Source organism: Clostridium sp. SHJSY1 (genome assembly GCF_031626875.1).
GTDB lineage: Bacteria > Bacillota > Clostridia > Clostridiales > Clostridiaceae > Clostridium.
The window spans coordinates 1-1,730 of the sequence record NZ_JANDMF010000111.1; the positions used below are offsets into that span (position 1 = coordinate 1).

The window sequence follows — 1,730 nt, forward strand, 5'->3', positions numbered from 1 at the left end:
AAAGTAAAAATTTATATAATAGTAAGTTCCGAGCCATGCTAAGCATGGTTTTTATTTTTGTATGAATAATTCAGGTTAATATAATGTTTTGCAAAATTTTCTATTGTATCTTTTTTATATAATGATGTTTGATATTCTAATTCCCCTGATATCTTTTCATTTTCTTCATTTAGTATCATAGTAATAGGAAACTTTGATACATTACTTTTTAATTTATAAGATGATACTTTGGCATTATTAAACTTTAAATTTTCTGTATTTATATTTTGAAAAGAAAAAATAACATTAAAAAGAGGCATTTTCTTTATATCTAATTTTTCAAATAAATTTTTAAGATCATAATTTTGATTTTCAAAATCCTTTAATGAATTTTCCTTTACTTCCTTTAAGAAATCTCTAAAATTCATATTCTTTTCTATTTTATTTCTTAGTGGTAATGTATTAACAAACATACCTACTATACCTTTAAGATCTTCATGAGTTCTTCCTGCAGTTGGAGTTCCTATTATTAAATCTTCTTGATTTGTATACTTATATAAAAGTACATTATATACTGCTACATAAAACATGAATTTTGTTATACCTAAACTAGCTATAGTTTTATTTATTTTTTGAATTAAAATTTTGTTTATTTCAAAATTTACTGTATTTCCTTCAAAACTTTCAGTTTTAATATCTTTATAATCCGAAGGTATATTAAGTCTTGGAATTTCTCCTTTAAACTTATTAAGCCAATATTTTTCTTCACTATCCAATAGGCCATTTTTATACAACCTATTTTGCCAATTTGAAAAATCTTTATATTGAATTTTTAGTGAAGTAAGGGCCTCCCCATTATATAATGAAGATAATTCTTTTATTATCACACTCATTGAAACTCCATCCGAAACTATGTGATGTATATCTATTAGTAGAACTGAAGCATCCTTAAATTCAATAACATTTACATGAATAAGTGGAGCTTTACTTAAATCAAATGGTTTTATAAATTCATCAACTTTGACTTTATTTTTATCAAATCTATCATTAATTTTTATATACTCAACTTTAAACTTCACTTTAGAATGTACTTTTTGAAATATATTTTCCTCAAATACATGAAAACTTGTCCTTAATGATTCATGTCTATCCATTAATTTAGAAATTGCCTTTTCTAAACTCTCCTTATTAAACTCACCTTTAATTAAATATGCAATAGGTATATTATAGTTTATGCTATTTACATTTGTTTGGTTTATTGCATATATTCTTTTTTGTACTGCTGATGCCTCATAATATTCTTTTTCTTCTACCTTCTCAATTTCATTAACTAGTTCTTCATCTATTTTCATGGAATTTAGATATTCTGCTAATTCTTCTATTGAAGGCTTACTAAACACATCTGTAACAATAATTTTAATCTTAAGTTCTTTATGAATCTTAGAAACTAAATTTATAGCTGTTAATGAACTTCCTCCTAGATCAAAAAAATTATCTTTTACAGATATCTTTTTTATATTGAATATCTTGCACCAAATACTTACAAGTTTTTGTTCTAATTCATTTCTAGGTTTTATAAATTTTACCTCACTTTGTAACAAATCAAGTATAGGTAATGCTTTTCTATCTATTTTTCCATTAGCATTACTAGGCATACTTTCAAGCTGCATTATGTGTGATGGAATCATATAATTAGGTAATACCTTTTTCAAAAAATCCTTTATTTCTTTTGAAGACACTTTTTCCTCACT

At 24.2% G+C, this 1,730-nt stretch carries 1 protein-coding gene; it reads right to left on the reverse strand.

The features are described 5' to 3' along the window. Positions 1-38: 38 nt before the first annotated feature. A partial coding sequence (locus tag NNC19_RS23340; RefSeq protein ID WP_310941088.1) for a condensation domain-containing protein occupies positions 39-1,730 on the reverse strand: 1,692 nt, incomplete at its 5' end.